At 41.3% G+C, this 22,690-nt stretch carries 26 protein-coding genes and 1 pseudogene; 10 read left to right on the top strand and 17 right to left on the bottom strand.

The annotated features are described in order from the left end of the window. On the top strand, positions 1 to 869 hold an 869-nt coding region (locus AB0756_RS24515; protein ID WP_408104010.1), incomplete at its 5' end, for a nickel-dependent hydrogenase large subunit. Positions 870 to 1,049: 180 nt separating this feature from the next. Here the strand turns inward: AB0756_RS24515 and AB0756_RS24510 are convergent. Next, on the bottom strand, positions 1,050 to 1,532 hold the full coding sequence (locus AB0756_RS24510; RefSeq protein ID WP_038082425.1) for a NifU family protein: 483 nt from the start codon (positions 1,530 to 1,532) through the stop codon (positions 1,050 to 1,052). Between the two features lie 330 nt (positions 1,533 to 1,862). Next, a complete protein-coding gene (locus AB0756_RS24505) occupies positions 1,863 to 2,099 on the bottom strand; it encodes a hypothetical protein (protein ID WP_038082423.1) in 237 nt (78 codons plus the stop codon). Between the two features lie 672 nt (positions 2,100 to 2,771). Between AB0756_RS24505 and AB0756_RS24500 the strand changes: the two genes are divergently transcribed. The 3 genes from AB0756_RS24500 (at position 2,772) to AB0756_RS24490 (ending at position 6,062) form a co-directional block, all read left to right on the top strand. After that, entirely contained in the window at positions 2,772 to 3,734 is a 963-nt protein-coding gene (locus tag AB0756_RS24500; protein ID WP_038082422.1) for a hydrogenase small subunit, read from the top strand. Positions 3,735 to 3,945: 211 nt separating this feature from the next. Then, positions 3,946 to 5,541 (top strand): nickel-dependent hydrogenase large subunit, encoded by a 1,596-nt coding sequence (locus AB0756_RS24495; RefSeq protein WP_050045223.1) that lies wholly within the window; start codon positions 3,946 to 3,948, stop codon positions 5,539 to 5,541. 80 nt (positions 5,542 to 5,621) lie between these two features. Beyond that, positions 5,622 to 6,062, top strand: a complete 441-nt coding sequence (locus tag AB0756_RS24490) for a hypothetical protein (protein ID WP_038073701.1) — start codon at positions 5,622 to 5,624, stop codon at positions 6,060 to 6,062. A 273-nt stretch (positions 6,063 to 6,335) separates the two neighbouring features. Here the strand turns inward: AB0756_RS24490 and AB0756_RS24485 are convergent, their stop codons facing one another. Continuing rightward, positions 6,336 to 6,584 (bottom strand): peptidoglycan-binding domain-containing protein, encoded by a 249-nt coding sequence (locus AB0756_RS24485; RefSeq protein WP_050045222.1) that lies wholly within the window; start codon positions 6,582 to 6,584, stop codon positions 6,336 to 6,338. Between the two features lie 499 nt (positions 6,585 to 7,083). On the opposite strand from AB0756_RS24485, the gene AB0756_RS24480 reads away from it, so the two are divergent. From AB0756_RS24480 to AB0756_RS24465, 4 genes are all read left to right on the top strand, one after another. Then, complete coding sequence (locus AB0756_RS24480) at positions 7,084 to 7,356, top strand: iron-containing alcohol dehydrogenase (protein ID WP_137986112.1); 273 nt, start codon at positions 7,084 to 7,086, stop codon at positions 7,354 to 7,356. A gap of 233 nt (positions 7,357 to 7,589) precedes the next feature. Next, positions 7,590 to 8,057: a hydrogenase maturation protease gene (locus tag AB0756_RS24475; protein ID WP_038073692.1), complete on the top strand. Its 468-nt coding sequence runs from the start codon at positions 7,590 to 7,592 to the stop codon at positions 8,055 to 8,057. Positions 8,058 to 8,202: 145 nt separating this feature from the next. Next, positions 8,203 to 9,012, top strand: a complete 810-nt coding sequence (locus AB0756_RS24470) for a DUF4386 domain-containing protein (RefSeq protein ID WP_237265934.1) — start codon at positions 8,203 to 8,205, stop codon at positions 9,010 to 9,012. Positions 9,013 to 9,408: 396 nt separating this feature from the next. Then, positions 9,409 to 11,058: a fasciclin domain-containing protein gene (locus AB0756_RS24465; RefSeq protein ID WP_038073707.1), complete on the top strand. Its 1,650-nt coding sequence runs from the start codon at positions 9,409 to 9,411 to the stop codon at positions 11,056 to 11,058. Between the two features lie 75 nt (positions 11,059 to 11,133). Here AB0756_RS24465 and AB0756_RS24460 read toward each other — a convergent pair whose 3' ends face one another. From AB0756_RS24460 to AB0756_RS24450, 3 genes are read right to left on the bottom strand one after another with little or no spacing between them, the layout of a single operon-like run. Beyond that, a complete protein-coding gene (locus AB0756_RS24460) occupies positions 11,134 to 11,505 on the bottom strand; it encodes a hypothetical protein (protein WP_038073690.1) in 372 nt (123 codons plus the stop codon). Between the two features lie 25 nt (positions 11,506 to 11,530). After that, the gene (locus AB0756_RS24455) at positions 11,531 to 12,817 is read right to left on the bottom strand and encodes a SagB family peptide dehydrogenase (RefSeq protein WP_038073683.1); all 1,287 of its coding nucleotides are present in this window, start codon (positions 12,815 to 12,817) and stop codon (positions 11,531 to 11,533) included. Beyond that, positions 12,792 to 13,262, bottom strand: a complete 471-nt coding sequence (locus AB0756_RS24450) for an ankyrin repeat domain-containing protein (protein WP_038073679.1) — start codon at positions 13,260 to 13,262, stop codon at positions 12,792 to 12,794. Before AB0756_RS24450 ends, AB0756_RS24455 begins: the two co-directional genes overlap by 26 nt. Positions 13,263 to 13,552: 290 nt before the next feature. On the opposite strand from AB0756_RS24450, the gene AB0756_RS24445 reads away from it, so the two are divergent. Further along, complete coding sequence (locus AB0756_RS24445; RefSeq protein ID WP_050045221.1) at positions 13,553 to 14,320, top strand: DUF4142 domain-containing protein; 768 nt, start codon at positions 13,553 to 13,555, stop codon at positions 14,318 to 14,320. 48 nt (positions 14,321 to 14,368) lie between these two features. Here AB0756_RS24445 and AB0756_RS24440 read toward each other — a convergent pair whose 3' ends face one another. The 11 genes and pseudogenes from AB0756_RS24440 to AB0756_RS24390 form a co-directional block, all read right to left on the bottom strand. After that, entirely contained in the window at positions 14,369 to 15,022 is a 654-nt protein-coding gene (locus AB0756_RS24440) for a class I SAM-dependent methyltransferase (protein ID WP_038073677.1), read from the bottom strand. Positions 15,023 to 15,513: 491 nt separating this feature from the next. Beyond that, positions 15,514 to 15,813, bottom strand: coding sequence for a 2Fe-2S iron-sulfur cluster-binding protein (locus AB0756_RS24435; protein WP_038073675.1), 300 nt, complete (start codon positions 15,811 to 15,813; stop codon positions 15,514 to 15,516). A gap of 96 nt (positions 15,814 to 15,909) precedes the next feature. Next, positions 15,910 to 16,281 carry a HesB/IscA family protein gene (locus AB0756_RS24430; protein WP_038073668.1) on the bottom strand — a complete coding sequence of 124 codons (372 nt, stop codon included), beginning with the start codon at positions 16,279 to 16,281 and terminating at the stop codon, positions 15,910 to 15,912. A 441-nt stretch (positions 16,282 to 16,722) separates the two neighbouring features. After that, positions 16,723 to 17,520, bottom strand: a complete 798-nt coding sequence (locus AB0756_RS24425; RefSeq protein WP_038080143.1) for a HesA/MoeB/ThiF family protein — start codon at positions 17,518 to 17,520, stop codon at positions 16,723 to 16,725. Positions 17,521 to 17,530: 10 nt separating this feature from the next. Beyond that, on the bottom strand, positions 17,531 to 17,848 hold the full coding sequence (gene nifW, locus AB0756_RS24420) for a nitrogenase-stabilizing/protective protein NifW (protein ID WP_038080145.1): 318 nt from the start codon (positions 17,846 to 17,848) through the stop codon (positions 17,531 to 17,533). Further along, positions 17,845 to 18,069 (bottom strand): CCE_0567 family metalloprotein, encoded by a 225-nt coding sequence (locus tag AB0756_RS24415; protein ID WP_038080180.1) that lies wholly within the window; start codon positions 18,067 to 18,069, stop codon positions 17,845 to 17,847. Before AB0756_RS24415 ends, nifW begins: the two co-directional genes overlap by 4 nt. 200 nt (positions 18,070 to 18,269) lie before the next feature. Beyond that, on the bottom strand, positions 18,270 to 18,746 hold the full coding sequence (locus tag AB0756_RS24410) for a NifX-associated nitrogen fixation protein (RefSeq protein ID WP_038080147.1): 477 nt from the start codon (positions 18,744 to 18,746) through the stop codon (positions 18,270 to 18,272). Then, entirely contained in the window at positions 18,743 to 19,156 is a 414-nt protein-coding gene (gene nifX / locus AB0756_RS24405; protein WP_038080149.1) for a nitrogen fixation protein NifX, read from the bottom strand. The genes AB0756_RS24410 and nifX overlap by 4 nt, the downstream gene beginning before the upstream one ends. A 180-nt stretch (positions 19,157 to 19,336) precedes the next feature. Then, complete coding sequence (gene nifN / locus AB0756_RS24400) at positions 19,337 to 20,671, bottom strand: nitrogenase iron-molybdenum cofactor biosynthesis protein NifN (RefSeq protein ID WP_038080152.1); 1,335 nt, start codon at positions 20,669 to 20,671, stop codon at positions 19,337 to 19,339. Position 20,672: 1 nt separating this feature from the next. Beyond that, a pseudogene (locus tag AB0756_RS24395) lies at positions 20,673 to 21,569 on the bottom strand (nitrogenase component 1); the annotation flags it as partial. Between the two features lie 75 nt (positions 21,570 to 21,644). After that, complete coding sequence (locus AB0756_RS24390; RefSeq protein WP_153021550.1) at positions 21,645 to 21,905, bottom strand: hypothetical protein; 261 nt, start codon at positions 21,903 to 21,905, stop codon at positions 21,645 to 21,647. Between the two features lie 101 nt (positions 21,906 to 22,006). Between AB0756_RS24390 and AB0756_RS24385 the strand changes: the two genes are divergently transcribed. Continuing rightward, a complete protein-coding gene (locus AB0756_RS24385) occupies positions 22,007 to 22,621 on the top strand; it encodes a hypothetical protein (protein ID WP_050045219.1) in 615 nt (204 codons plus the stop codon). The last annotated feature ends 69 nt before the right edge of the window (positions 22,622 to 22,690 follow it).

The following is a 22,690-nucleotide window of genomic DNA, read 5'->3' as shown; positions in this document are numbered from 1 at the left end:
TGGATATTGGTTTGGATAAATATGGTGCAGGTGTAGGTAAGTATGTAACTTGGGGTTACCTACCTCACGAGTCAAAATACCAAAAACCAACAATAGAGGGACGAAATGCAGCCTTAATTATGAAGAGTGGGGTATATGATAGTTTTAATGATACCCATACTTCTACGGATTGTGGTGTTGTTAGAGAAAATACAACTCACTCTTGGTATGACGAAGGAACAGAAGACATTCACCCATTTAACCGCACAACCAAACCTATTAAAAAAAATATCAAAGATTTTCAAGGGAAATATTCTTGGTCCACAGCAGTACGTCATAAAGAATACGGACGGTTAGAAGCCGGAGCACTTGCACGCCAGTTAGTCGCAGGTGGCAAACATGGTGAATCTTGGCAGCATTATGACGGATTTATTCTTAATGTATTTAAGCAGTTGGGCGGTGCAAGTATTCATTTACGTCAACTCGCACGCGTTCATGAAATGGTCAAGTTGTATCGACAAGCAGAACACTGTCTGCGTGAGTTCCGGTTAAACGACCCTTGGTATATTAAACCTAAAGAAAAAGACGGACAGGGTTGGGGCGCAACAGAAGCAGCAAGAGGTGCTTTGTGTCACTGGCTACACATTGAAGGTGGTAAGATTAAAAATTACCAAATTATGGCTCCCAGTACCTGGAATATAGGACCTCGCGATGCTGAAGGGATACGCGGACCTATTGAAGAAGCTTTGGTTGGAACACCTATATTGGACTCAACCGATCCAGTAGAAGTTGGTCACGTAGCGCGATCGTTTGATTCTTGTCTTGTTTGTACCGTTCACGCTCACGACGCAAAAACGGGTCAAGAACTCGCACGTTTTCGGACAGCATAATTACAAAAAAAGGGAACAGGGAACACAGAGTTAAGAGTTCCTTGTCACCTCGAGCCGGTGGCTCCGCTTGGAAATACTTGATTGGGAGGCGGAGCCTTGCACTCTGCATTCTGTACCAGAGACTCGGAGCATGAGAATGGCTCTGCTAGATCCCCCACTTTTAAAACATCATCTAACCAATCAATGAACTGCGATAACGTGGGTAATTTCAGGACAAGATGTTTTTATTGCCTGTTCGATGCTTTGAGATAATGTGAGATTGGAAGCCGGACAATGACCGCAAGCTCCTATTAATTTTACTTCCACCGTGTCTGGTGGTTTAATAGCAACTAGTTGGACATCTCCATTATGGCTTTTTAACCCCGGACGGATTTGCTCAAGAGCTTCTTGAATGCGTTGTGATAAAGGTGGTACAGGGGGTTTTATCAGTTCGTGATACAGCAAGACTCCATATACGACTTCATCTTGAACCGCATTGCGTAGCGCTGCCATGGATTCTTGCTTAACACTTTTAATTAAACGTGTCAAAGCTTCTTTGTGTAAAGCTTCAATTGCTCGTTTTAAACCTGCGGCTACTCCTCTTTGGGTTTCATCCCATTCAGCAATAATTGCTTCAAATCTGCTGATTTCTGTAACTAATTCTTCAAGTGTTTCTTGAGTCATGTATACTTTCTTCTGGCTTCTTAATTGTTAACGGTTAACCGATCGCTAACAATTTCACTTACTGCATTTTGAAGTCTTTGAAGAGGAAAGGCATTATTATACCTGTCAGTAAGCTAGAGGCTGCAACTGCTACTAATAACGGTACTTTCACTAATACTAGTGAGACTAACACTAACGAACTTATAATACTTGCGAACGCGATTTGTTTGATAAAATAGATAGGATCGCGAAATAATTTTCCTTTGAAGAACAATTTAGCAGAAAACCATGCAATCTGAAACATTATGTCTCCTTTTAACAGTAATCAGTAACCAAATAATTACCTATTTGTCAATTCAGTAAAATCTTCAGTACAGCTAGCCCTACAATGACACCAGGAATAACACCTGCAGGGCCTAACAAACTGCCAAGTGTAGCAGAAAATTGATAACCAAATTCTTTGCCTGCTAACAGCATTCCACCAAGAGCGCCACCAACAAGAGATAGGAGAAGTCCTATGCAAAGTAACAAAAAATCTCCTATCAAGTTAACATCACCTGATATTAAACTAGAAAATAAATCTGTCATACTGCTTAATGCTTCTCTCAAACAATAAAGCTCTATTTTTTTAGAAATACCATAACAAAAATTTATTTAAAAGGTCTCATGAATACCTCATCTAAATTTCCTATAAGAAATTTTATTGACAAATATTTTTTTATTTTTAATTGATACAAAAGCTATGACAGTACGAAATGATGATTTAGACTCTTTCATCTCAGATGTTATACTGCTACTTAAGGTCAAACAAGAAGATGGAAATCCCACCAACTAATAAATCTGTCCATTTAGCATGCAGTAGAAAGCTACTGACACCTGTATAAATTCAAGATTTGAAACTATGCGATCGCAAAAACAACGCGATCGATAAGAGGTTTCAGTGCCTTGTCATAGTTTGATGAATTTTGGAGCGATCGTAAAGCATTATGCTGCAAAATAATTCATAATATAAAGATAAATGTTGGTCAGCAGCTACGGCTCTCAGGCAGTTTCGCTAAGTCTTGTTCTAAAAAATTTTTATAGGTAATGTGTCCGTACTTGGCATAATTTCCTCGCTGTTTGAGAGGCTTGGATCTTCAACGCCACTTCTCGACCCAAGCCTCTTTTTCATACATTCTTACTTACCAAACTGTTTTCGTTGAGACTCCACTGAACCAATCATTTCAGCCATGTATTGTCGGCAATAAAAATACACCACAGATGACTAACGTACTCTGGTTGCAAGGTGGTGCCTGTTCGGGCAACACCATATCATTTTTAAATGCTGAAGAACCTACAGTCTGCGATTTAATCGCTGATTTCGGCATTAAAGTCCTATGGCATCCATCTTTAGGTCTGGAACTAGGCGATCGCTTGCAGGCGCTTTTACGGGACTGTATTTCTGGAAAAATTCCTCTTGATATATTAGTCTTTGAAGGTAGTGTAGTCAATGCTCCCAACGGAACAGGTAACTGGAATCGGTTTGCCGAGCGTCCTATGAAAGATTGGCTGCTCGATTTATCAAAAGTTGCTAAATTTGTTGTAGCAGTAGGAGACTGCGCGACCTGGGGAGGAATACCAGCCACTGCTCCCAATCCCAGCCAATCGCAGGGATTGCAGTTTCTCAAACGGCAAAAGGGTGGTTTTTTAGGAACAGAATATCGATCTCAAGCAGGTCTTCCAGTCATTAATATCCCTGGATGTCCAGCTCATCCTGACTGGATTAGCCAAATATTAGTTGCGATCGCAACAGGGCGTTTGAGCGACATAACCCTTGACGAATTCAACCGCCCGCAAACATTTTTCAAAAGTTTTACACAAACAGGTTGTACCCGTAACGTCCATTTTGCCTATAAAGCATCAGTTGCAGAGTTTGGTCAGCGCAAAGGATGCTTGTTCTACGACTTAGGATGTCGCGGTCCCATGACTCATTCTTCATGTAACCGTATTTTATGGAACCGAGTCTCCTCCAAAACCCGTGCGGGAATGCCATGTTTGGGGTGTACCGAACCAGAATTCCCCTTCTACGACCTCGAACCAGGAACAGTGTTTAAGACACAAACCCTGATGGGAGTTCCTAAAGATATACCCCCAGGAATGAAAAGGCAAGACTATGCTTTTCTTACCGTTGTCGCTAAGAACATGGTACCTACCTGGGCAGAAGAAGATATTTTTACAGTTTAGTTAATGGCTAATGGTGAGACCAGCCCTGTAGGCGGGTTTCCCGCCGTAGGGGACTGGTGAGACCAGCCCTGCAGGCGGGTTTCCCGCCGTAGGGGACTGGCGAACCCGAAGGGCGAACCCGAAGGGCTAATGGCTAGTAAAAAACTGGCAATTAACTATTAGCAATTAGCTATTAGCAATTAGCTATTAGCAATTTATACAGGAGACAAAAATGACAATCCAAACATTAGATATTTCTCCCGTTGGGAGAGTTGAAGGCGATTTAGATGTTCGCGTAGATATAGAAGATGGGTATGTAGTTAACGCTTGGACTCATGCCGAACTTTTTCGCGGGTTTGAAATTATTCTCCGAGGTAAAGACCCCCAAGCAGGATTAATTGCAACTCCTCGTATTTGCGGTATTTGCGGTGGTTCTCACCTGACTTGTGCATCGTGGGCATTAGATACAGCATGGGGAACGGAAGTTCCACGCAATGCAATTTTGGCAAGGAATTTGGGTCAAATCGTTGAAACTATTCAAAGCATTCCTCGCTACTTTTACGGTTTGTTTGCGATCGATCTTACGCATAAAAAGTACCAGCAAAGTTCTTTTTACGAAGAAGCATGCAGGCGCTTTGCGGCGTTTACTGGCAAATCTTACGAACTCGGTGTCACAATTTCTGGCAAGCCAGTAGAAATTTATGCATTACTGGGAGGACAGTGGCCACATTCTAGCTACATGGTTCCTGGTGGTGTGATGTGCGCCCCTACCCTAACGGATATTACCCGTGCTTGGTCAATTCTTGAATATTTCCGCACCAATTGGTTGGAACCAGTATGGTTGGGTTGTTCTTTAGAACGTTACGAACAAATTAAAACCTATGAAGACTTCATGGTTTGGTTAGAAGAAAACCCAAATCATGCCAATTCTGACTTGGGTTTTTACTGGCGTATGGGTTTGGATATTGGTTTGGATAAATATGGTGCAGGTGTAGGTAAGTATGTAACTTGGGGATATTTACCTCATGAAGATAAGTACCAAAAGCCTACAATTGCCTCGCGTAATGCTGCCATGATTATGAAGAGTGGAGTGTATGACAGTTTTAGCGATACTCACACTCTCATGGATCATACCTTTGCTCGCGAAAATACCGCTCACGCCTGGTATGACGAAGGAACAGAAGATATTCATCCTTTCAATCGCGTAACTCAACCAATTGAGCAGAACGACAAAGACTTTGAAAATGCTTACTCTTGGTCAACTGCAGTCCGTCATCAAGACTATGGGCGTTTGGAAGCTGGAGCACTTGCCCGTCAGTTAGTAGCAGGTGGCACACATGGGGAATCTTGGCAGCATTACGATGGATTTATCTTGAGTGCATTCAAAGCAATGGGTGGAGCAAGTACTCACCTACGTCAGCTTGCACGAGTGCATGAAATTGTCAAGTTGTACCGACAAGCAGAACATTGCTTGCGTGAGTTCCGATTAAATGACCCTTGGTATATTAAACCCACGGAGAAAGACGGACGCGGTTGGGGTGCAACAGAAGCAGCACGGGGTTCTCTATGCCATTGGGTGGAATTAGAAAATGGCAAGATAAAAAACTACCAAGTGATTGCTCCCACAACTTGGAACGTAGGACCGAGAGATGCTCAAGGGGTACGCGGACCTATTGAAGAAGCTTTGATTGGAACGCCTATTGTGGATTCTAGCGATCCTATTGAAGTTGGACACGTAGCGCGATCGTTTGACTCTTGTCTCGTTTGTACCGTTCATGCTCATGATGCAAAAACGGGTCAAGAACTCGCACGTTTTCGGACAGCATAAATAATCTCACGCAAAGTTGTCCTTAGCGCCTTGGTGACTTTGCGTGAGATTCTCTTCCTTACACTTACATTGGTGAACCCGTGACAGAACCAACATTACACAAGTATCTTTTACACCTGAATGATGAAGCACTGCAAGAATTTACCCAATGGTGTATCTTAGAACAAGCAATAGCAGCAGGATATGAATTTACTCCCGATTTACAAAAGTTAGAAAATCTTTCCCCACAAGACTTTATTCAAGAACTTATCAGTCAATTTTTAGAGGTCACAAGGAACTCAATAGAAGGTGGTTTAGCTATTCTCTTAGCAGGAAAACAAGCTGACCAACATGCTTTACCGGGGGTGGGAACTTTAGTTGAGTTTATTTCGTTATACGTCCTGTATTTAGTTCCAAAAGGAAAGAACAACACTTTACCTCCAGACGAGAAATTAGCTGAAGCATTGAAAGAGCAATTGGCAAAGTTGTATGAGATCGGTCATAAAAATGGTGTAGATATTAAAGCGCTTCCACAAATTTAGGAAATCCCTAGGGAGCATCCCAATGTGGGAAAAAGACGTTTGCGATTTCAATCGCAGCTACACAGGCGCTCGTCCTTAAGACAAGGACTTCTTATTAAGTCCACCTACGTGGACTTTGTTTGTATAGACGCGATTTTAATCGCCCGATGTTTTTTCCAAATGGGGATGCTCCCTTTGTATACCCTCTGAATAGAATTCGGAGAGCAATAGTACATCGATTGAAAATCAATTATAAAATTTCTATAGGTCGGCATTCAGCTATATCATTCTCAATCAAAAATTATTAATTTCTTTCAACAAAATATCTCCTAACACTTGCCAGGTTTTGGGACCAACAATACCATCAACATTTAGACCAACTTTTTCCTGAAAACGCATGACAGCTTGTCGTGTTGTCTCGTCAAAATTTCCAGATAATGCATGGGAGGGCAATTCTTTTAGAACTACTAAAAGCTCTTGCACCAATGTGACACCGTAGTAAATTCCCTCATTGTCACTATCACCTTTTCGCAAGGTTAGCATTATTGTTTCCTCGGTTGAAACCATTCCATTTACTTCTTTTATTCTTTAATTAGAAATAATTGATTGTGTGCTTCTTCATACTTGTGAATCATGAGTACAAAGTTAGTTTGGATCTCATTGACAAATACAAAACTTAAATTTACTCAATCTGCTATATTTTGTCCCTAGTCTTGGGTTGAGGTTTTACCTATCCCTTGGGTGAGGTTATTACCTGTACTTTTGGCTAAGTTCCTACTGAAAGAGGACTGGAGATTTGTTAAGACAGGTTCAATAATGTACCTGGTATTCAAAACTTGCTATATTGATAATCGTTCCAAAAAATATCCCTTGAGCGATCGCTAAATTCCCAATTGGCAATCCATTCTTTGTTAACTACATTATTTTATTTAAAATTTCAATCATTTTTATTTATCGTTTTAATAAAAAAACAAAATTGATTTTATTTATAATGGTTTTTAGACTGAAATTAATTAGAGAAACTGATTTAACAAAAACAATTATGAGCAAGATACTCACTCCAACAAGTGAAAGCGAGCAACCAGTCACTTCAAACACGCTAAAAAAAGGTAAAACTCATCTTTCCTGTATGGAACTTGTTATCAAACACATACGTTCTAGACCATACACAAGTGCTTTGTTAGTGAAAGATATCAATTTGTACGGCTCAGCGGCTGTTAGCAGATGTTTAAAAAAGCTCAAAGATGAAGGTTTGATAGATCGTATATGGGATCAAAGAAAAATGTGCTTTGTTTATTACAATGTCAAGCTTTGATAGTGTTATAGTAGAGCTACATTTGACGTATTCCTAGCAAAAGTCCTGTTGAGGTTCCCATTCAAAATATCCCTCAACAGTCATTTTTGGCTGTTAGAAGCGGCTAGCTATCATACCAAGATTTTTTAAGCTTGCTCTGATTGTAGCCAATGGCTAGCGTATATTGTTGGTAGTGCCGACCCACTTCATGGCAAACGCTCGGTACAAGCTAAATGTTAATTTAGTACTGTTTAATGTTTACCATTATAGGTTGTGGAAATCTTAATCGTAGCGATGATGCTGTAGGCGTAATCATTGCTCAAAAGTTACAGCAATATCTTATCCAACATCCCCATCCTCAAGTGAGAGTTTATGATTGCGGTACAGCAGGGATGGAAGTGATGTTTCAAGCAAGAGGTAGCAAAAAATTAATGATTCTGGATGCTAGCTCCACGGGTTCCGAACCGGGAGCTATTTTTAAAGTTCCAGGAGAAGAACTCGAAGCGTTACCAGAACCGAGCTATAACTTACATGATTTTCGTTGGGACAATGCACTGGCTGCGGGTAGGAAAATTTTCAAAGAAGACTTTCCTGAAGAAGTCACAGTTTATTTAATAGAAGCAGAAAATCTGGATTTTGGTTTTGAGTTAAGTTCTACAGTCAAATCTTCTGCTGAAGTAGTTTTTCAAGAAATTATTTCTATAATTCAGCGATCGCAGTAAAACTTTTAGGAACATTCACGCCACAGTTTTCCGAAACGGCGTAAGGAGTCAATGACTTGGCACAATCGGTCAATTCAAACACCATTAGAAAGCATACCTTGGAACTGTAAGTCAAAACGCTTTGTATTAAAAAATAAAGGGAGTTATGATGAATCGCTTACAGTTTGTCAGAACCACAGGCGCTTTGTTTATTCTTTTCTCCGTTTCAATTAATGTGCCTTTCTGGTTGCTAACTCAAAACTTTGAGTATGACGATATCCTACGCAAACCTACTGACTACGTTTTAACTCAGTTTCATGCAGGTGGAACCGAACTGATTTTAACGTGGTTTTTCTTTGCCGCGATCGCATTGTTATTCATCCCTGCTTGTACCCTTCTCCAAAAAGTGTTGCAGTGCGAAGATACGCCATACCTAACGACCGCTACCCTAATGGGGGCTATTTCCAGCGTGCTACAGTCAATTGGGCTAATGCGTTGGGTGTTTGTTATTCCCTTGTTAGCTAAATTATATGTCGATCCATCTGCAAGTGACACAACCCGTGCAGCAGTTGTTGTCGTTTACCAAGCGGTTCATCAATATGGCGGTGTGGTTATTGGCGAGCATCTAGGACAAATACTGCTAGTCGGTTGGACATTAGGCGTTAGTATGGCAATGTTGCGATCGCCCCTGTTCAAGCGTTGGGTTGGTTGGATGGGAATCATGACAGTTCCCTTATGGATTCTAGGACAAAGCGAGATGTTTGCTACAATAATCTCCTCAACACCTGTATTAGAAACAGCTTCAATCGGATTCATGCTTTGGGAAGTTTGGCTCATCGTGGTAGGAGTTTCTTTACTACGAGTTAATAAACGCCGATTGGCTGTCGAAAAGTCTAGTCTTGAAAACGATCGAGTTTCTACAACTTTAAACAAGCAGTACAGTACCTCAAACCTCTCATCAAATAGAGCTAGCTAGTAAGCTGTTGTGCTTATAGTTCTTAAGCTTCCTCTCTCAACGGGAGAGAGGACTACCTCCTTCAGCCAGCCACGCAAGACCGAGCCTCGTAAGCTGCATTCCCAGGCTGAGCCTGGGAACGAGAGAAAGCTCCTCCCTCTCCCAGTGGGAGAGGGGGTTGGGGGTGAGGGAGTTCTTCCTTCAGTCATGGGAAGCGGAGTCCAAGCACGAGAAAGGAAGAGAATTTGTAGTACCCATCACATAAGAAATCCTTGCTTAAGATAGATGCTAAGTTACTTCTTAAAGAGATATATCAAGCTATATGAAGAATTTAAGCTAAAAATTCTTTTTTTTGAGGATATCAGCTCCATTGGTGCATTTTTTACCGCTATCCCTCTCAAAGTAACTTATAAAGGTATGTATAAAAAGATGCATTGGACAACTAAAAGTGCGGCTCTAATTGCGTTAGGCGTGGCGAGTGTAGCCGTAGCTCCCAAATTGATTTCTGCTCCAGTTTCCGCACAGGTCAGTGCTCCTACTGTCGCTCAGAACACGAACTTCCCTGATGTTAGCTCGAATTACTGGGCGCAACCGTTTATTCAAGCCCTAGCAGCAAGAGAAATCATTGTTGGCTTTCCTGACGGTACCTACAGACCCGATCAGCCAGTCACTCGTGCTGAATTCGCTGCGATGATTCAAAAAGCTTTCAACCAGAACCAAGTCCGACAGTTAGCCCAGGGCGGTTTTAGAGACGTTCCTTCTGGTTATTGGGGAGCTTCTGCAATTCGGGAAGCATATGAAACTGGATTTATGTCAGGCTACCCAGGAAATTTGTTTTTGCCAAACGAGCGAATTCCTAAAGTACAGGCAATTGTATCCCTCGCAAGCGGTCTGGGTTTAACCGGAAGCAGTACTTCAACAGAGCAGATTCTCACAACTTACTATACAGATGCCAGCACTATTCCAAGTTATGCCGTAAGTAGTGTCGCAAGTGCAACACAAGCTAATCTTGTCGTCAACTATCCAAATATAAATGTACTCAATCCCCTTGTAGCCTTAACACGTGCGGAAGCCGCAGCACATTTATATCAAGCTTTGGTTAGATTGGGACAGTTACAACCTATTCCTGGCAATGTAGCAGCTGCTAGTTATATTGTGGGTAGGACAGCTGGTGATAGCACGGCAAACAACCAAGATATTGTGTCCCTGGCTGGGGCGAGTGGTTCTTTTACGGTTCTGACTTCTTTATTAAAGTCAGCAGGTTTAGCCGATACTTTACAACAACAGGGTCCTTACACTGTTTTTGCTCCAACAGATGAGGCATTTGCCGCTGTGCCTCAATCCACTTTACAACAGTTACAACAGCCAGAAAACAGAGAAACACTCATCAAAATTTTGAGATACCACGTGGTTCCTAGGGCGATCGCAACCAGCGAACTTAAGAGTGGAAATATAGAAACCGCCGAAGGTCAAACTCTCAATCTCAAAGTTAATTCCACTACCAATCAAATCACAGTCAACAACGCCAGTGTTATTCAGTCCGGCGTTCAAGCAAGCAACGGTGTTATTTATCCTATCAACCAAGTTCTCATTCCATCTGGTTTGAGTCTAAATCAAAAGCCACGGAATGGAGGAGATAATATTACGCCAGGAAGAGCAACTCGCGGTGTCTCTAGCTACATTGGAGTTGGTGGGAATATTGGTTTGGGTGGTGATTCAGCCCTTGCTGAAGGTAACTTTGCAGTTGTCAGCAAAATTGGACTGACACGATTCATCTCTGTCAGACCATCGGTAGTTATTGGAGATGACACTGTTGTTTTAGTTCCTATTTCCTTCGACTTTGCCCAGCGCTCCACAAATGCTCTCAACAACACTTTTGGTATAGCTCCTTACATAGGAGCTGGTGTTGCTATTGAAACTAGCGATGACGCTGATGTTGGCTTCCTCCTCTCTGGGGGTGTGGACGTACCATTAGGTCGTCGATTTACGTTAACGGGTGCTGTCAATGCAGCTTTTCTGGATGATACTGATGTAGGGCTTGTACTGGGAGTTGGTTTCAATTTCTGATCGGGTTAGTTGTTAGTTGTTGGTTGTTGGTTTTTGATAGCTACTAACCACTAACCACTAACCAGCAACTACTAACTATGCCCTATTCCGATAAACAGACAGTTCGTCAACTCTCATTTCAAAAGGCATTCCCTGTCCTTTTGGCGGACAAACGCGAATTTTAGCACTGCTAACAACTTTGTGCAGTAATTCTGCCATATTTGTTAACTGTTGCAAAATCCGCCAATTTGTGATTTGGTCGGTACATTCAATAACTAAAGTCAAACCAGTTGCCTGAGAGGTGACATACCACCTACAAGCTGCTAATAAATCTTGGATGTTGCGATCGCATCCTTCATAAAAATATCTACTAATAGAATATTCAAGCTGCTGTCGTAAAATAATATCTGCTGATGTTACTTGAACGGGATGTGAATCTTCCTCATGCCAGAAATGCTTTCTCTTCATCTTCCTCATTCCTTGATTGTTTCATCTATTGACCAATTACCAACGTGTAGAGAATATCTTTCTTTGTTTCTAGAAAATCGCTAGTTTCGTCATCATAGAAAGCGCCAATACCACTACACTGAATTCCCCAATAATTGCTAAATAAATATACCCTTTGCCCTAAAAAACCTGCAATTTGCATTGCAGTTTGATAGTTGCTGTAATTAGATACAAGAAACAATGTTACAGCACTATGTTTGACAAGAGATTGGTTTACGCACAAGTATCCTACCTTGTCACTAAAATCACCTATTTTTATCTGGCGATTTCGGTAGTACAAACCGGGGGATATTCCTTCAACTCTGTTAACAACAGAATAAATTTCTATCTCCTCAAAACTTTCTGTTGGTATTGCTTTTTCCACTTCTTGCAAAATACTACAGAAAACGCTTGCAGAGATAGATCCTTTAAGAAAACGTCGGCTAGAACGCCTGTTCCAAACAGTTTGGAAAAACTTTTCCTTGTCAAAGCTGAACTGCGGGTATTCCAGTTGCTTTTGGGGACTTGCCTGCGAAGCAGTTTCTATATAGCCATCTTCAATAAATTTACTGGCTTCAAAATAATCAGTTCCGCAGACAAAAGGAACTTTTAGCCTGAGGTGTCTGACCTTTTTTGCTTGGAACTCACCAGAAATGGCACAAGCTGTAATAAACTCTTTATTCTCAAAGCCTAAGTCTAAATTGAGAGCGAGTTTATCAAAATCAAAAATAAGTTGGATATCTTTGTTGTGAAAGTAAGCTGAGGCTGCGATAGCACCTAAATGATGACCGCTATCTAAAAAGCAGTACCTCACACCTCTGTCTTGATATTTCCAACTAGACCTATAATAAACGCAACTGATTAAAAAAATGAATCCATTGATACTATTATTTGGTGAAATATAACTTTCTAATCCATCATCAATCAACTCATAAATAAGAGTTAGACAATGATTGGCAACTTCAAGATGGTAGATACCGTCAATTATTCCTTCAATTCCCCGTATCTGGACATAAATCTCGGTAGGATAAAGAGCGCCAGCTGATGGATTAACTCGCAACTTGTATGGGGTATCTTGATAATTTTTCTCAAAAGTTATAGCACTTGTTAGCCAAATAAATGAATGAATTGGATTGTTGGTATCTAGTTTCAACCGCCTGTAAAACTTTGGATAACGTTTAAACTGAGAAGGTTGGGTAGATGCATCCACATAGTTTGGATTTGTCAGCACCGAAACATATGAGTGTTTTGTAGCGTCGTGGTAATTCTTACCTACTCTTTTGCTGGCTGGCATTTTTCAAAATTCTTAAAACGTCTACATTACTAGCAAAATCGATTGCTTTATAATCATCCAAATTCTTTAGATCTAGATCTGGATTGTGTGTCAAAAGCAACTTGACAACTTCTGTCTTTCCGGATGATGCTGCATACATTAAGACAGTTGCACCGTTATCGTTTTGATTGTTAATATCAATTTTTACAGATAGCAACAACTCAATTAATTGATAGCGATCGCCAAAACAAGCAAACCACAGAGCATTATTTCCATCATTGTTTCTAGAATTTACATCTGCACCTGCTTCTATCAATTCCTTAACAACTGATTCAACACCTTCTCTAGTTGCTTTCATTAAAGCTGTATCACCATTTTCACCACGACTATCTAAATTCTGAGTGCTGTAGCCTTTTACCATCATCCATTGACGAGTTGTTTCACTTAAAGAAGACTGCATACTCATTTTTGATTTTTTGACTTCCAATCGTGCTTATTTCATATTTTTACATAAATTCTAAAATTTTATTTTTTGGAAAAATATTATATTTGAAAAGTTTCTCAATTAATTATGTAATATGTCTAACTTATAAAAGAAGTATTTACTATCTTAAAGAAACCAATCTGAGATAAGTCTAATACTTCAAAATTCATTCTACAGATAGAAAACCGACCTACTCCATAGATAGAAGATTGAAACAACAATAACAGATAAGTTTTCATCAGAAAGCCAACACCTACTGGATGGTAAGAACTATGCACAATCAGACACAATTCATCAAAAATTTTGTTGGCAGCTTTCTGGGAGTCGCTGGCATAAGTGCTGTGATTGCTTTTCCTACCATAGGACAAGCCAACATCAACCCTGGTTCTTCTGAAAACTCCGAGCATTCTATCCTTGCTCAGAAGACTCCAGGTACAGCAAACCCTGCTCCTGGCTCTACAAATCGTACTGGTTCGCCAGCTAACATAGACCAAGAATTTGTGACTCAGGCAGGGCAAAGTGACCAGTTTGAGATCCAGACAAGTCAACTAGCTCTTCAACGTGCAAAAAGCCCTGAGGTGAAAAAATATGCACAACAGATGATTAACGAGCATAAAAATTCCACCCAACAATTGAGAAAAATATCTCAACAGAAGGGTTACAAACTACCAACATCTGTAGGTGATGCAAATAGATCCTTATTGACGCAAGTTACAAATGCGACTGGTACAAATTTTGACCAAGCATACATGCAAGCACAGGTGGCAGCTCACAGGAAAACTTTAGCGAATTACCAAAACTACATTAGCAATGGGACAGACGCTGAGCTAAAAGCCTTTGCTAATAAAATTGCGCCAGTTGTTGCCAATCACCTCAATATGGCACAGAGCATGGTAGGAAACTCAGGTGATTCTGGTTCCAGTTCCGGAACTTCTCCTAGCGGTAATACACCCGGTACAACTAGACCTACTACGAACACTCCAAACACGGGAACTCCAGGTACGGGAACGACTCGTCCGGCACCAAATCCAGAGCGTTAAGAGGTTAAGGGGTTAGGGAATAGGGTATGTTTTCCTACTCCCAACCTTTTACTTTTTCCGAGCAACAATCTGAAAAAGATGCCAATATTTATCTTCTCCAAGAGCCGTTTTTCCAGGGTGTTCTTCTTCATCAAGTATCTCTATTTCAAAAGGTTGCAGTAACGCTTCCACTTGTAGGCGCGTATGATAACTAATGGTTGGAAAAACAGCCCAAGAGTCGCGATCGCCAAACAATTGTCCGCAAAATCTCCCTCTCGATCTTAAGGATGAAGTTATTTTGTCCCATAACTGAGGGAAATGTTCCGGCGAACAAAACGGCAGTGAAAAACTAGCGTTTACCATATCTACAGACTCTGGTAAAGTCACATATTCAAAGCGACTTATGAGAGTTTCTAAGAGTTGGTGATTGATATCCGGACGGTTCAACAGTCTTGTTATGGCTTCCGCTTGACCATCAACAGCTAAAACTCGCCAACCCCGACGCAACAGTTCCACTGTATCTCTTCCTTCCCCACAACCCAGATCGACTGCAAATTGTGATGCTCGTGTATGTGTTGTGCTATTTTCAAAGCTTTCCAATTCAAAATTTGCAAGGGCTGTCAGTAAGGTGTCTCGGGGAGAACGACCCACAACAGCATCATAATAAGCAGACCACCGATGCTCAAAAACTTCTGGAGAGCGATCGTTGTTTGAGCTTAACATAAGCAATTTAGAATCCCTATAAATAAAGCTGAAATTTTAATTGTATAAATATTTCTATACCCGAACCAAAAATGCTATTAGCAAGCAAATTATACCAGCTTTCCAATACTTAGGTTGTCAATGGGAAAAGTTTCGTAATTGAGTCATGAAGCTCCACGACTAGCTGGATTTTAAGTAAAATTACAGAAAGACATTATTAGTTATTCTAGTAAATTTACGGAAGACCGCGATCGTGGTAGAGAGTTAGTATTAATTTGTTAGAATAAAAAAAATAAAAATACAGTATAAAAGTTAGCGATCGCCACGCTATCAAAGAAAAGTTTTCCTATCTTGGATGTGAGATGAGCATTTAGACAAAGGCGTAAGGAAAAAGGTAGTTATTATACCTTTTTCCTTCTTCCTTTTTATACTCTTTTCATCAGTCACTAGTTACTAAAAACTCTCCCACCCTGTTGTTGAGATCCAGAGTGGGAGAGCCGCAAGTGTGAGATCTATACCAAGTAAGGTTCTTGGTGAGTCTTAATTGTGCAGTTAGAACGTGGGTAGGTTACACAAAGCAGAGCAAACCCTTGTCCTACTTGCTCGTCATCCAAGAATGTTTGATCGGATTGGTCGATTTCACCTTCAACCACTTTTCCAACGCAGCTAGAGCAAGCACCTGAGTGACAAGAGAAAGGCAAATCAATACCTTGTTCTCCTGCTGCGTCTAGGATAGTAGTTTCTTCATCGACTTCAATTGTGGTATCAAGATTTTCCTTCTTGTTGATCAGTCTAACTTGATAAGTAGCCATTTTCCAAATCCTCGCACACTCGGTACACAATGGTTTTATGGCTTCAAGGGTGTTTGCCAATTCATAATTTATAATTCATAATTCATAAATTACGAATTATTTACAGGGTGTACCTGCGGATGAGCAGTCAACTGTTTTAAAAGACTTTCCACAACCGCAAGTTTCTGTGGCATTGGGGTTGATAAATTTAAAGCCGCTTTCCATCACCCCATCCACAAAATCAACAATCATGCCTTCCAACAGCGGCGCACTATTGGCATCAACGTAAATCAGCACTTTACCTTCTTGGCTGACTACATCATCTGGTTGTGGCTTACTAGTAATTTCCATTGCATACTCATAGCCACTGCAACCGCCATCTTTGACAGAGATGCGGATACCTTTAGTTGGTGTAGTTGTTTCTGGGTTGGACCCTCGCAGTAATGCTCGCAGGTGAAATTCTGCTTTTTCTGTTAAAGTCACAGTCATTGAATATTCTCCTTAATTGCTAGTTGCTAATTGCTAATTGCTAATTGCTAATTGCTAATTGCTAATTGCTAATAGTTATTAGCTGTTAGCCATTAGCTGTTAGCCCTCCCTTATATCTCAGGAGCGGAGACGCTTTGCGATGCGAAGCTATGCCCGCAAGGGCTATATGCAAGTTGCCAGGGTGCAGGAAACCCGCTTACAGCACTGGTCTCACTGCCTGCTTTTTCTGGACTCACCATTAGCCATTAGCTATTAGCCCTTCGGGTTCGCCAGTTCCCTACGGCGGGAAACCCGCCTGCAGGACTGGACTCACCATTAGCCATTAGCCATTAGCCATTAGCTATTAGCCATTAGCCATTAGCCCTTCGGGTTCGCCAGTTCCCTACGGCGGGAAACCCGCCTGCAGGACTGGACTCACCATTAGCCATTAGCTATTAGCCATTAACGATCCGCCATTAATGTTTCCATCGGCGTAGATTGTGAGTATCGCCAAGGAGCATTGTTACCACAGACCGGACAAGAGCGATCGCGATAAGAACGACGTTTGGCAAACTCCATTCGAGACAAGTCTATGGTCAGCAATTGCGATAACAGAGGTTGACTTAACCCAGTGATCAACTTGATGGCTTCCAACGCACTTAAACAAGCTAGCGTGCCAGAAACAGCACCCAGAACTGAAAAACCGCGTCTATCCCAATCAGGCTTTTCAGGGAACAAGCAAGACAAGCAAGGAGTCACACCGGGAATAATCGTTGTAAGATATGCCTCCATTCCATCCATTGCTGCTTCCACCATAGGCTTACGCCAGCGCACGCAAGCTTCATTTAGCAGATCGCGCTCTGTAAAGTTATGAGCGCAATCAAGAGCCATATCAGCTGATTGTACTAAGGAATCCACATTTTCCGGAGTGATATATTCATGCACTGCTTCTATAACAACATCAGGATTGATAGCTTCTAGAGTTTCTTTTGCTTTGAATACTCTTGGCTTACCTACCCAATCATGAGTCATAAGAACTTGACGATTCATGTCGTCAAGTCGCAGGTCACCACCACGAACAAGAATCAGCCGCCCAACGCCAGCTACCGCAAGGTATAGCGCCGCTGTACCGCCCAATCCTCCTACACCGGTAACTAGAACTGTCGCTGACTTGAGGCGCTTCTGTGCTGTTTCTCCAAAATTAGGAAGCATCATTTGGCGACGATAGCGTTCTAATTCGGTAGGCGTTAGGTTTATCACTTTTTACCTCCTAATCAGAAGTGATTTCTGTCAGCGTAACTACATTTTTGGGCTTCTCATTAAACACTTTGAACAGCTTTTGTTCTTGGGGTGTTGAAGCGAGAAATACCTGATAAGCTTGTTGTAGCGCCTCACAATATTTACTTAACCGTTCCAGATCGCTGAGGTCAGTATAATTATTATCAATTTCCCCAATCAATTGAGAAAACTTTTTCAAAATATGCAGGCGATTGACATTAACAACCTTTTGATCGTAAGGCAGTCCAAAAAAGTCAAAATATTCCTCTGCTTGTACAATTTCTTTGAATTTACTATAATCCCAGGTCATTGTCCCTGCTCCAGTTTTTTTAGCTGTTGCTTGAGTTCATCTAATTGATGAAAAATTTCATAAGTAGCGGCTGCAACATCCATCAGTTGTTGGTAATCTGTAGGCAAACCTTCAGCTAGATCGTGCAAGTCCATTTTCATTTGACCTGCTTTACTATTGAGCCGTTTTATTTGAGTTTTTAAATCCTCAATACTAGTTGTTTCACTACCAGTTTGGGCCATCGGCATCTCCCGTAATATTGGATTTTGAAACGCACCCTCAACGCTGATATTTTTCTTGATTATCTGCGTACAGTCGTGTTAAGGGTGCGGTTGCTATTTTTGTAACAGATATAACGAATGATTTATCTGTCTCCTTAAAAGATATCTCATCCATCAATCTTGTTATGTTATTCGTTGTCAAAATCCCAAAAATTAACTCTTTAGATTTTGCTGACCTCAGGGTAACTTTTTGCTAGTTCAACTCCTTTTTGAACTAATTTTTCACCCTCTTCTGACAATTTTTCTAAGGAGTCAAACCCAAAACGGTGAGCGTCTCTTAAAGTTTTAACAACTAATAAAAGACGACCGGAAAAGACTAAAGCCCAGCCAAAACCTTCATGGCTTAAATCAACGACTACTTGAGATAGCAAACCTGTTTCTTGTTCAATACAAGCAGCTACAGCACGGTAAAATACCATAATCCGTGACACAGTCATCGGTTCAACCTCACCCTCAACAGGTATTTCCCGTTTCTTTTGTTTGCTAACAACATAAGGTTTCAGCAATAAGTCATCTGACCAATTGCGAAAAGTGCCATAACTGTCTTGACCTCGAATTTGCTGCACTATTGCCTTAAGAAAAGGTGAGTTTAAAATATCGGCTGCAGCCGTTCCGTTGACGCTATTAGATACACTCATACAGCAGCTTCCTCTTCTAATTCATTCTCAAAACTTTGGGGATTTTCCTGTAGCGCTTTACGCAACCAAGGTGGCGGGCTTCCGTTTAAAGTTTGTACTAAATTGTTCAAAACATCAGCGATCGCATCTTCTTCAGAACGTGCTTTGACTGGAGTCACACCTTTTTTGATTAACTTAGCAGCAGCAGTAGCACCAATCGCAGCAACGTAAACAAGTTTGCACTCAACTAATGCATCAATTTTTGGCCCGAGTTTATCTTCATTGCCATCTTGTTTGAGATTACCATCAAACTTAAGAGTTTCCAGAAACTCATATCCATCTTTTGAGACTTCATACACATCAATCTCTTTTGACCAGCCAAAATGAGCATTAATATGTATTCTGTCACTAGTTGTGAAAGCAACTTTCATCCTTGTTCTCCTCTCATCATATTAGCTAATAGCTAATAGCTAATAGCTAATTGTTAATAGCTAATTTAGTTTTTATTAGCCATTAGCCATCAGCCATCAGTCATCAGCCATTAGCCATTAGCCATCAGCCATTAGCCATTAGCCATTAGCCATTAGCCATTAGCCATTAGCCATTAGCCATTAGCAAGTTACTAACTCTCTCAACTGGTGAGCTTTGGCTTCTTCCTCTTCCATAAAGATATTGGCCAGATCGAACAGAATCTCGAGAGTACCTCGGTAACCTACTTTTGTATACAAACCGTTACCCAAACGGTCAAAAATGGGAATACCTTGACGGTAAATAGGAACGCCCAAACGCTTTGCGATCGCAACACTATGAGAATTTCCAATTAGCAAATCGGAACCAACAGCCAGTTGCTCAAAATCTTCTAAATCGCCTACAGTCACGCTATTTATAGGAAGTTTTTCCAACAGAGGAGAACGAGTTGTTGTCACTGCTGCGTGAATTTCAGCACCCATGGATTGTAAAAAATAAACTGTTGAACCGAGTAAATCCGGTTCTAGTGCTAGAGACACTCGCTTGCAACCAAAGAAAAAATGAGTATCTAACATAGCATCTTGTAACTGACGGCGTTGGCGGCGGTATTTTTCTGGTACCGCAGTCCCACTCACATCTGACAATGCTTGTAAGAAGTTATCAACTGGTTCTAATCCCGTCAGTTCGCCAAAAACTTCATAGGGAATGTTAAAGCGATCGTGCAGAATTTTTGCTGCACCCCGCATACTTTCACCTAAAGCTAAAGTGAATGCAGAATTACCAATTTCTCTCAATTCTGCTAAACTTGTACCCTTAGCTGTAATTGCACTATAAGAATCTTCCAAATGACCATCCAAAGATGCAGCCAGATCCGGTACAACAATGGGTTGCAGTCCAAAAGCAGCGACAATCTCTTTGATCTCCTCAACATCCCCAGGAGTAAAAGCAGAACTTGGCAGAATTGCAATTTGCATGGGATGGGGATTTTGCTCATCACTTTTTTGAGCCAGTTCTCGGACAATGCTCTCTACAGCAGCAGCATATCCATCTTGCAAAGAACCTTTAAAATCTGGAGAGGAGACCAAGACAACTGGTAAGCTATCTAACTCTGGGTGACGTTTGCGAATACCCCTAAGAATGTGGGGCATGTCATCCCCTCTGGTTTCCGTCAGTGCAGTCGTACACAAACCAATGACATCTGGCTTCAATCTTTCTGCTAGAGTCAAAATAGCTTGTTCAACATTTTCCTCTCCACCCAGTATCGTGCTGACTTCCGACATTGCTGTCGTTGACAGGGGAATTGTTTCAGAAAAATGCTTCACCAATAAAGACTTAGCAAAAGCAGTACAGCCTTGAGAACCGTGGAATAGTGGTATCATCCCCTTCAAGCCCAACAAAGCTAGAGCAGCACCCAAAGGTTGGCTGAGTTTCAAAGGATTTACTGCAACTGACGAATTGGTAACAGTCACGATCGCCATTTTAGATGACCTCCTTTAAAGAAGAGGGGGAGACAAGGGGAAGGGGAGAAGGGGGGATAACAGAGGAAGAAATTTCTCCCTCTCCTGTTTTTTCCCAAGGTGCAGGCTTACGGACTTGTTCCCACACAGGGCTATAAACGGCTTCATACAATTCTCTTGCCATTTCTAACATTCCTGTATAGCCAGCATAAGGGTGATGGCGTTCTTGGTTGATATGTAGAAAAGGAATTCGAGCTTTTAAGGCGGTGTACTGATTTCGTCCCCCAGCAATTAACATATCAGCTTTAGTTTCTTTAATAATTCGCAAGAGTTCTTTGGGACTTTCTTGTTCCAACATGATGCCATCTTGACCCAACAACTTTTTGATGCGGGCTTTGTCTTCTTCCGTGCTTTTTCTGGTACTTGTAGCGACAACTTCCATTCCCAAGTCTTTAGCTGCAGAAATGATAGACCAACTCTTAACGCCTCCGGTGTAGAGAACGATACGCTTTCCTTTTAATTTCTCACGATAGGGAGCCAGTGCTACATCAAGAGCAGCTGTTTCTTCTGCAATCAGCTTTTCAGTACGCTCTTGTAAATCCGCATCGCCTATCTTTGCAGCAATATTCCGCAGACAGCGGTTCATATCTTCTACACCATAGAATGATTCTTCCGTGTAGGGGATGCCATAGCGCTCTGCCATTTTTGTTGCCATATTGAGCAGCGCTTTGGAGCAAATCATCACGTTGAGTTTAGCTCGGTGAGCGTAACAAATTTCTTGATACCGAGCATCACCTGTAATTTTTGATAAGACTCTGATACCTAATTTTTGAAAAAGTGGCAAAACACTCCACATTTCGCCTGCAACATTATATTCGCCAATAAGATTAATGTCATAAGGTGTAGTATACTCTGGCTCAAATGAACGCTTTTTACCACATATAAATGGGATCGCCTACAAAATACCCTATAATGTACTCCGGCATAACATTAGCTAAAATCCACGCAACAAAAAGACTTCACCGATTGCATTGCTTGCGGTGATGGAGTGAATTGCAGTGTCGGGTGCAGTCGTCAACTTCTGGAAGTAAAGCATGAATATTCCGTATCGCTTGCATAAAAGAGAGCCTGCAAATGCTTTCACATTCACGCTCCTTAGCATAAGACTTTTGTCAATACAGTTTTTTGCAACTGAGTCTGCGCGATCGAGCATTTGATCGTGCAAGAAAAGACAACGACGAACTTTTACTTTCAACTTTATATTCTAAGCAATACCTGCATAGGTCAGGCAGCGCCAGAAATACACACCAGTGTAACTCCTTTGACAATTCGCAATTCTAACTCAGGTAAGTACTCATGAAAAAAGCTTTGATTGCTGCTTCCACGCTATTTGCTAGTGTAGAAATTTTGACACTGGTACATCTGCCAGTCATGGCGCTCCCCAAACCGAGTGTTCGAGTAAGTCAAGCGGTACAAGCACCCCTTCCCCCTAACTCTACAATTCAATCCCCCACGCCAGCCCTTGGGTTTGGTTTAGCAGATGGTACGCCTGTCAAAGTAAAATTTAAGCAAACAATTTCTTCTAAAACGGCTAAAGAAAACGATACGGTAGAGTTTGAAGTGTCTGAAAATGTTTTGGTGGGTAATGCAGTCGTCATTGCAAAAGGCGCGATCGCAAAGGGTATAGTCACAAGAGCAAGACGCTCTGGAATGTTGGGTCGAAAAGGAAAGCTGAATGTAGCGCTCAAAGAAGTCACTTTAGTCAGTGGCGAACGCATTTCTATTCGAGCAGAGCAAAAAAGCGGTGGTGGGACATCTGGAGGAGTCATTGCAGCAGCCGCAGTACTAACTCCGTTGGCTTTATTATTTAAAGGTAAGAATAGAACTTATGAAGCAGGTACTGAGGTTCAAGCCTTTGTGGATGGCAACTTTGCGCTTGACCGAAATAAGTTTAAAACAAACTTAAGGTAAAAAATGAGTTTCATATTATCTTTATGTCTATCTCTCCAAAATCCCGCTAAAGTTTTGTTATTTGATTAA

It is taken from the genome of Tolypothrix campylonemoides VB511288_2 (assembly GCF_045999855.1).
In the GTDB taxonomy this organism is placed as follows: domain Bacteria; phylum Cyanobacteriota; class Cyanobacteriia; order Cyanobacteriales; family Nostocaceae; genus Scytonema; species Scytonema bouteillei_A.
Note: the sequence above shows the minus strand (reverse complement) of the source record. Positions and strands in the feature narration are given on the sequence as shown.

Coding starts and splice junctions, on each gene's coding strand:
- AB0756_RS24510 (WP_038082425.1), bottom strand. CDS start 1,532: ATGACTCAAGAAACACTTGAAGAATTAGTTACAGAAATCAGCAGATTT.
- AB0756_RS24505 (WP_038082423.1), bottom strand. CDS start 2,099: ATGACAGATTTATTTTCTAGTTTAATATCAGGTGATGTTAACTTGATA.
- AB0756_RS24500 (WP_038082422.1), top strand. CDS start 2,772: ATGACTAACGTACTCTGGTTGCAAGGTGGTGCCTGTTCGGGCAACACC.
- AB0756_RS24495 (WP_050045223.1), top strand. CDS start 3,946: ATGACAATCCAAACATTAGATATTTCTCCCGTTGGGAGAGTTGAAGGC.
- AB0756_RS24485 (WP_050045222.1), bottom strand. CDS start 6,584: ATGCTAACCTTGCGAAAAGGTGATAGTGACAATGAGGGAATTTACTAC.
- AB0756_RS24480 (WP_137986112.1), top strand. CDS start 7,084: ATGAGCAAGATACTCACTCCAACAAGTGAAAGCGAGCAACCAGTCACT.
- AB0756_RS24475 (WP_038073692.1), top strand. CDS start 7,590: ATGTTTACCATTATAGGTTGTGGAAATCTTAATCGTAGCGATGATGCT.
- AB0756_RS24470 (WP_237265934.1), top strand. CDS start 8,203: ATGATGAATCGCTTACAGTTTGTCAGAACCACAGGCGCTTTGTTTATT.
- AB0756_RS24465 (WP_038073707.1), top strand. CDS start 9,409: ATGTATAAAAAGATGCATTGGACAACTAAAAGTGCGGCTCTAATTGCG.
- AB0756_RS24460 (WP_038073690.1), bottom strand. CDS start 11,505: ATGAAGAGAAAGCATTTCTGGCATGAGGAAGATTCACATCCCGTTCAA.
- AB0756_RS24455 (WP_038073683.1), bottom strand. CDS start 12,817: ATGCCAGCCAGCAAAAGAGTAGGTAAGAATTACCACGACGCTACAAAA.
- AB0756_RS24450 (WP_038073679.1), bottom strand. CDS start 13,262: ATGAGTATGCAGTCTTCTTTAAGTGAAACAACTCGTCAATGGATGATG.
- AB0756_RS24445 (WP_050045221.1), top strand. CDS start 13,553: ATGCACAATCAGACACAATTCATCAAAAATTTTGTTGGCAGCTTTCTG.
- AB0756_RS24440 (WP_038073677.1), bottom strand. CDS start 15,022: ATGTTAAGCTCAAACAACGATCGCTCTCCAGAAGTTTTTGAGCATCGG.
- AB0756_RS24435 (WP_038073675.1), bottom strand. CDS start 15,813: ATGGCTACTTATCAAGTTAGACTGATCAACAAGAAGGAAAATCTTGAT.
- AB0756_RS24430 (WP_038073668.1), bottom strand. CDS start 16,281: ATGACTGTGACTTTAACAGAAAAAGCAGAATTTCACCTGCGAGCATTA.
- nifW (WP_038080145.1), bottom strand. CDS start 17,848: ATGACCTGGGATTATAGTAAATTCAAAGAAATTGTACAAGCAGAGGAA.
- AB0756_RS24415 (WP_038080180.1), bottom strand. CDS start 18,069: ATGGCCCAAACTGGTAGTGAAACAACTAGTATTGAGGATTTAAAAACT.
- AB0756_RS24410 (WP_038080147.1), bottom strand. CDS start 18,746: ATGAGTGTATCTAATAGCGTCAACGGAACGGCTGCAGCCGATATTTTA.
- nifX (WP_038080149.1), bottom strand. CDS start 19,156: ATGAAAGTTGCTTTCACAACTAGTGACAGAATACATATTAATGCTCAT.
- nifN (WP_038080152.1), bottom strand. CDS start 20,671: ATGGCGATCGTGACTGTTACCAATTCGTCAGTTGCAGTAAATCCTTTG.
- AB0756_RS24385 (WP_050045219.1), top strand. CDS start 22,007: ATGAAAAAAGCTTTGATTGCTGCTTCCACGCTATTTGCTAGTGTAGAA.